General features: G+C 66.7%; 6 protein-coding genes and 1 pseudogene. All 7 read left to right on the top strand.

Going from position 1 to position 6,082, the window contains the following annotated elements; all coding sequences use genetic code 11:
- Positions 1–117: pseudogene (locus tag FAS41_RS31225) on the top strand (catechol 1,2-dioxygenase); the annotation flags it as partial.
- 301 nt (positions 118–418) lie between these two features.
- Positions 419–1,267 (top strand): CoA transferase subunit A, encoded by an 849-nt coding sequence (locus tag FAS41_RS25910; protein WP_138526215.1) that lies wholly within the window; start codon positions 419–421, stop codon positions 1,265–1,267.
- Entirely contained in the window at positions 1,267–2,049 is a 783-nt protein-coding gene (locus FAS41_RS25905; protein ID WP_138526214.1) for a CoA-transferase subunit beta, read from the top strand. The genes FAS41_RS25910 and FAS41_RS25905 overlap by 1 nt, the downstream gene beginning before the upstream one ends.
- On the top strand, positions 2,046–3,251 hold the full coding sequence (gene pcaF / locus FAS41_RS25900) for a 3-oxoadipyl-CoA thiolase (protein ID WP_138526213.1): 1,206 nt from the start codon (positions 2,046–2,048) through the stop codon (positions 3,249–3,251). The genes FAS41_RS25905 and pcaF overlap by 4 nt, the downstream gene beginning before the upstream one ends.
- A 91-nt stretch (positions 3,252–3,342) precedes the next feature.
- Positions 3,343–4,701, top strand: coding sequence for a 3-carboxy-cis,cis-muconate cycloisomerase (locus tag FAS41_RS25895; RefSeq protein WP_138526212.1), 1,359 nt, complete (start codon positions 3,343–3,345; stop codon positions 4,699–4,701).
- A gap of 22 nt (positions 4,702–4,723) precedes the next feature.
- The gene (gene pcaD / locus FAS41_RS25890) at positions 4,724–5,512 is read left to right on the top strand and encodes a 3-oxoadipate enol-lactonase (RefSeq protein ID WP_138526211.1); all 789 of its coding nucleotides are present in this window, start codon (positions 4,724–4,726) and stop codon (positions 5,510–5,512) included.
- A gap of 99 nt (positions 5,513–5,611) precedes the next feature.
- Positions 5,612–6,007, top strand: coding sequence for a 4-carboxymuconolactone decarboxylase (pcaC, locus tag FAS41_RS25885; RefSeq protein ID WP_138526210.1), 396 nt, complete (start codon positions 5,612–5,614; stop codon positions 6,005–6,007).
- The last annotated feature ends 75 nt before the right edge of the window (positions 6,008–6,082 follow it).

The raw sequence follows: 6,082 nt of genomic DNA, 5'->3' as shown, positions 1-6,082 counted from the left end.
GCGCGCGGTGTGGAAGGGCGCTTCGCCGAGATCGAGTTCGACTTCCAGCTGCAGCAGGCCGTTTCCGCCGACGCCGAAGACCGCAGCAACCGCCCCCGCGCCTTGCAGCAAGCCTGATTTTCCGCCGGCTCCGACCCTGCCGGTAACCCCGCCGTAGGATGGCGTGGAGCGAAGCGATACCCATCGATCCATGTACCGCCAGCATGGGTATCGCTGCGCTCCACCCATCCTACCCAGCGTTCCCTGTTGCTTTGGCGTTCGCGTCCACTCGGATGGCAATCTCCAGCCAGAAGCACAGCCGTTAGCCCCCTAAGAGAAGTGTTCGATATTCGCACCAATAGTCGATTATCGCATTGTTCGCCCATCCCCCCGGCGGTACCTTTTTCCCACCTGCACCACGCCTACAACGAGACCGACCATGGCTGAACTCCTGACTCTCCGCGAAGCGGTCGAGCGCTTCGTCAACGACGGCGACACCGTCGCGCTCGAAGGCTTCACCCACCTGATCCCGACCGCTGCCTCCCACGAGCTGATCCGCCAGGGCAAGAAAGACCTGCACCTGGTGCGCATGACGCCCGACCTGGTCTACGACCTGCTGATCGGCGCCGGCTGCGTGCGCAAGCTGACCTTCTCCTGGGGTGGCAACCCCGGCGTCGGTTCGCTGCATCGCCTGCGTGACGCGGTGGAGAAGGGCTGGCCGCGTGACCTGGAGATCGACGAGCACAGCCACGCCGACCTCGCCAACTCCTACGTCGCCGGCGCCTCGGGCCTGCCGTTCGCGGTGCTGCGTGCCTACGCCGGCTCCGACCTGCCGAAGGTCAACCCGAACATCAAGTTCATCAACTGCCCGTTCACCGGCGAGCAACTGGCCGCCGTCCCCTCGGTGCGCCCGGACGTCACCGTGATCCACGCGCAGAAGGCCGACCGCAAGGGCAACGTGCTGCTGTGGGGCATCCTCGGTGTGCAGAAGGAAGCCGCCCTGGCCGCCAAGCGCTGCATCGTCACCGTCGAGGAAATCGTCGACGACCTGAATGCGCCGATGAACTCCTGTGTACTGCCGACCTGGGCGCTGTCCGCCGTCTGCCTGGTGCCGGGCGGTTCGCACCCGTCCTACGCCCACGGCTACTCCGAGCGCGACAACCGCTTCTACCAGGCCTGGGACCCGATCGCCCGTGACCGCGATACCTTCAACGCCTGGATCGATACCTACATCCGTGGCACGAAAGATTTCAGCGAGTTTCGTAGCAAGCTCGCGGAGGCCAAGTAATGAGCGCCTACAGCACCAATGAAATGATGACCGTGGCCGCCGCCCGCCGCCTGAAGAACGGCGCCGTCTGCTTCGTCGGTATCGGCCTGCCATCCAAGGCCGCCAACCTGGCGCGCCTGACCGCATCGCCGGACGTGGTCCTGATCTACGAATCCGGCCCCATCGGCGCCAAGCCCAGCGTGCTGCCGCTGTCCATCGGTGACGGCGAACTGGCCGAAACCGCAGACACCGTGGTGCCCACCGGCGAGATTTTCCGCTACTGGCTGCAGGGCGGGCGCATCGACGTCGGCTTCCTCGGTGCCGCCCAGGTCGACCGCTTCGGCAACATCAACACCACCGTCATCGGCGACTACAACAAGCCGAAAGTGCGCCTGCCCGGCGCCGGCGGCGCGCCGGAGATCGCCGGTTCCGCCAAGGAAGTGCTGATCATCCTCAAGCAGTCCCACCGCACCTTCGTCGACAAGCTGGCCTTCATCACCTCGGTCGGCTTCGGCGAGGGCGGCGACCACCGCCAGCAGCTCGGCCTGCCGGGTAAAGGCCCGGTGGCGATCATCACCGACCTCTGCATCATGGAGCCGGAAGCCGGCAGCAACGAATTCATCGTCACTTCTCTGCATCCGGGCGTGACCCGCGAGCAGGTTGTGGAGGCTACTGGCTGGGCGATCCGCTTCGCCGAGCAGGTAACTGAAACCGTCGCGCCGACCGACGTGGAACTGGAAGCCTTGCGCGCCCTTGAAGCCCGCACCGCCGCCGCCCACGGCCAGCTGGGAGGTGAGGAATGAGTCGCGAGGTCTTCATCTGCGATGCCGTGCGCACACCCATCGGTCGCTTCGGCGGCTCGCTGTCTGGCGTGCGCGCCGACGACCTCGCCGCGGTGCCGGTGAAGGCGCTGGTGGAACGTAACCCGCAAGTCGACTGGGCCGCGCTGGACGAGGTTTACCTCGGCTGCGCCAACCAGGCCGGCGAAGATAACCGCAACGTGGCGCGCATGGCGCTGCTGCTGGCCGGCCTGCCAGAAATCGTGCCGGGCGTCACCCTCAATCGCCTCTGCGCCTCGGGCCTGGACGCGGTGGGCACTGCCTTCCGCGCCATTGCCAGCGGCGAGGCCGAGCTGGCCATCGCCGGCGGCGTGGAGTCCATGTCCCGCGCACCCTATGTGATGGGCAAGGCCGACAGCGCCTTCGGTCGTGGACAGAAGATCGAGGACACCACCATCGGCTGGCGCTTCATCAACCCGCTGATGAAGGCGCAGTACGGCGTGGATGCCATGCCGCAGACCGCCGACAACGTGGCTGACGACTACCAGGTCAACCGCGCCGACCAGGACGCCTTCTCCCTGCGCAGCCAGCAGCGCGCTGGTGTTGCACAGGCCAACGGCTACTTCGCCGAGGAAATCGTCCCGGTGGTGATCAAGGGCCGCAAGGGCGAGACCGTCGTCGACACCGACGAACACCCGCGCCCGGACACCACCGCCGAAGCGCTGGCCAAGCTCAAGCCGGTCAACGGTGAAGGCAAGACCGTCACCGCCGGCAACGCCTCGGGCGTCAACGACGGCGCTGTGGCGCTGATCCTCGCCAGTGCCGAAGCGGTTAAGAAACACGGTCTCACCCCGCGCGCGAAAGTGCTCGGCATGGCCAGTGCCGGTGTTGCCCCGCGAGTGATGGGCATCGGCCCGGTGCCGGCGGTGCGCAAGCTGCTGGAGCGCCTGAACCTGTCGATGGGGCAGTTCGATGTCATCGAGCTGAATGAAGCCTTCGCTGCCCAGGGACTGGCAGTGACCCGCGAACTCGGCGTCGCCGATGACGATGCGCGGGTGAACCCCAACGGCGGCGCCATCGCCCTCGGCCATCCGCTGGGTGCCAGTGGTGCTCGCCTGGTGCTCACGGCTGTGCACCAGTTGCAGAAGACGGGCGGCAAGCTGGGCCTGTGCACCATGTGCGTGGGCGTAGGGCAGGGCGTGGCGCTGGTGGTCGAGCGCGTTTAGCTCTTGTAGGAGCGAGCAAGCTCGCTCCTACAAGGTTCGTCTCTGCGATCATACTGTCCCGACCACGCCCGCCGATCTCTGGAGCTGCCTCGTGAGCACCAACCTGCTGTTCGACGCCTACTTCACCCAGCCCGCCATGCGCGCGATCTTCAGCGACGAGGGCCGGGTGCAGGGCATGCTCGACTTCGAGGCCGCCTTGGCCCGTGCTGAGGCCCGCGTGGGTGTGATCCCGGCAAGCGCCGTGGCGCCCATCGCCGCCGGCTGCCGTGCCGAACTCTACGATTTCGATGCACTGGCCCAGGCCATCTGCAGCGCTGGCAATTCCGCAATCCCGCTGGTGAAGGCGCTGGGCAAACGCATCGCTGCCGAGGACGCCGAGGCCGAGCGCTACGTGCATCTTGGAGCCACCAGCCAGGACGCCATGGACTCCGGTCTGGTGCTGCAGCTGCGCGCCGCCATCGAGTTGCTGGAGAGCGATCTCGCCCAGCTCGCCGACGCGCTCGCCGTTCAAGCCCAAGCCCACGCTGGCACACCCATGGTCGGCCGAACCTGGCTGCAGCACGCCACGCCCGTCACCCTCGGCATGAAGGTCGCCGGCTGGCTGGGTGCAATGACTCGCCATCGCCAGCGCATGAACGAGCTCAAGCCGCGCCTGCTGTGCCTGCAGTTCGGCGGCGCTTCCGGTAGCCTCGCCGCCTTGGGCGAGCAGGGTTTTGCCGTGGCCGAGGCGCTGGCGGAAGAGTTGGACCTGCAACTGCCCGAGCAACCCTGGCACACCCAGCGCGACCGCCTGGTGGAGTTCGCCAGCCTGCTCGGCCTGATCGCCGGCAGCCTCGGCAAACTGGGCCGCGACCTCAGCCTGCTGATGCAGACCGAGGCCGGTGAAGTCTTCGAACCTTCCGCGCCGGGCAAGGGTGGTTCTTCCACCATGCCGCACAAGCGCAACCCGGTGGGGGCTGCCGTGCTGATCGGCGCTGCCACCCGTGCGCCCGGTCTGGTATCGACGCTATTTTCCGCCATGCCCCAGGAGCACGAGCGCAGCCTCGGTCTGTGGCACGCCGAATGGGAAAGCCTGCCGGAGCTGTGCTGTCTCGTCTCCGGTTCCCTGCAACAGGCGCTGTCCCTCGTGCCGGGCCTGGAAGTGGATGCCGAGCGCATGCTCGCCAACCTCGACCTGACCCGCGGCCTGGTACTGGCCGAAGCAGTGAGTATCGCCCTGGCCCAGCGTATCGGCCGCGATGCTGCGCATCACCTGGTGGAGCAGTGCTGCAAGCAGGCGGTGAAGGAGGGCGCGCACCTTCGTGCGGTGCTTGGTGCCAATGCCGAAGTCGCCGCTCAACTGAGTGCCGGGGAGCTGGATCGCCTGCTCGATCCTGCCCATTACCTGGGCCAGGCGCGCCGCTGGGTCGAGCGCGCGCTGGCCGAACATCAAGAACTTTCTTTGCAATAAGAAGCGCGCTAGGAGCCCTTGCATGCCTGCCGTACGTCTCGCCGATGGCGACCTGAACTACCAACTGGAAGGCCCGGCCGGTGCGCCGGTGCTGGTGCTGTCCAACTCCCTGGGCACCGACCTGCACATGTGGGACGCGCAGGTCGCGGCCTTCACCGAACATTTCCGCGTGCTGCGTTATGACACCCGTGGCCATGGCGTTTCGCTGGTCACTCCCGGTCCCTACAGTATCGAGCAGAATGGCCGTGACGTGCTGGCCCTGCTGGACGCACTGGACATCCCTCGCGCGCACTTCTGCGGCCTGTCCATGGGCGGCCTGATCGGCCAGTGGCTGGGCATTCACGCGCCGGAGCGCATCGAGCGTCTGGTGCTGTGCAACACCGCTGCCAAGATCGGCACGCCTGAGGTGTGGAACCCGCGCATCGAAACTGTGCTCAGTGGCGGCGCCGAGGCCATGCGCAACCTGCGCGATGCGTCGATTTCGCGCTGGTTCACGGCAGACTTCGCGGAAGGCCAGCCGGGCAAGGTCGAGCCTATCGTCGACATGCTCGCGCAGACGTCGCCGGAAGGTTATGCGGCCAACTGCGCGGCCGTGCGCGATGCTGACTTCCGCGGCGAAATCGGCGCGATCACGGCGCCGACCCTGGTGGTCTGCGGCGCTGCCGACCCGGTGACCACCACCGAGGACGGCCGCTTCCTGCAGGCGCGTATTCCCGGCGCGGAACTGGTGGAGTTTCGTGCCGCACACCTGTCCAACGTGCAGGCTGGCGATGCTTTCAGCCTGCGCGTGCTTTCCTTCCTGCGCGCGTAACTGCTCTTCGTAGGAGCGAGCTTGCTCGCGAACCTGGGCCCCCCAGCGGGGTTTGTTCGCGAGCAAGCTCGCTCCTACAGCCTCATATCGGAGTTTGAGATGGACGAGAAAGAACGCTACGAAGCCGGCATGCAGGTCCGCCGCGCGGTGCTCGGCGATGCCCACGTCGACCGCAGCCTGGAGAAGCGCAGCGCCTTCAACGAAGAGTTCCAGGAAATGATCACCCGCCACGCCTGGGGTGATATCTGGACCCGCCCCGGCCTGCCGCGCCACACCCGCAGCCTGATCACCATCGCCATGCTGATCGGCATGAACCGCGAAGGCGAACTCAAGCTGCACCTGCGAGCCGCACGCAACAATGGGGTGACCCGCGAGGAGATCAAGGAAGTGCTGCTGCAGAGCGCAATCTACTGCGGCATTCCGGCGGCCAACGCCACCTTCCACCTCGCCGAGGCGGTGTGGGACGAGTTGGGCACCGAGTCGCTGGACGAGTAGCCCGTTACGGGATTGATGGGTATCGCTTCGCTCCACCCATCCTACACAACGGCCTCCGGACCACGCATCCGGAGG

It is taken from the genome of Pseudomonas nicosulfuronedens (assembly GCF_005877905.1).
GTDB classification, from domain to species: Bacteria; Pseudomonadota; Gammaproteobacteria; order Pseudomonadales; family Pseudomonadaceae; genus Pseudomonas; species Pseudomonas nicosulfuronedens.
Note: the sequence above shows the minus strand (reverse complement) of the source record. Positions and strands in the feature narration are given on the sequence as shown.

What these genes read in the sequence shown, in the direction of transcription:
- FAS41_RS25910 (WP_138526215.1), top strand. Translation starts at nt 419, where the DNA reads ATGGCTGAACTCCTGACTCTCCGCGAAGCGGTCGAGCGCTTCGTCAAC.
- FAS41_RS25905 (WP_138526214.1), top strand. Translation starts at nt 1,267, where the DNA reads ATGAGCGCCTACAGCACCAATGAAATGATGACCGTGGCCGCCGCCCGC.
- pcaF (WP_138526213.1), top strand. Translation starts at nt 2,046, where the DNA reads ATGAGTCGCGAGGTCTTCATCTGCGATGCCGTGCGCACACCCATCGGT.
- pcaD (WP_138526211.1), top strand. Translation starts at nt 4,724, where the DNA reads ATGCCTGCCGTACGTCTCGCCGATGGCGACCTGAACTACCAACTGGAA.
- pcaC (WP_138526210.1), top strand. Translation starts at nt 5,612, where the DNA reads ATGGACGAGAAAGAACGCTACGAAGCCGGCATGCAGGTCCGCCGCGCG.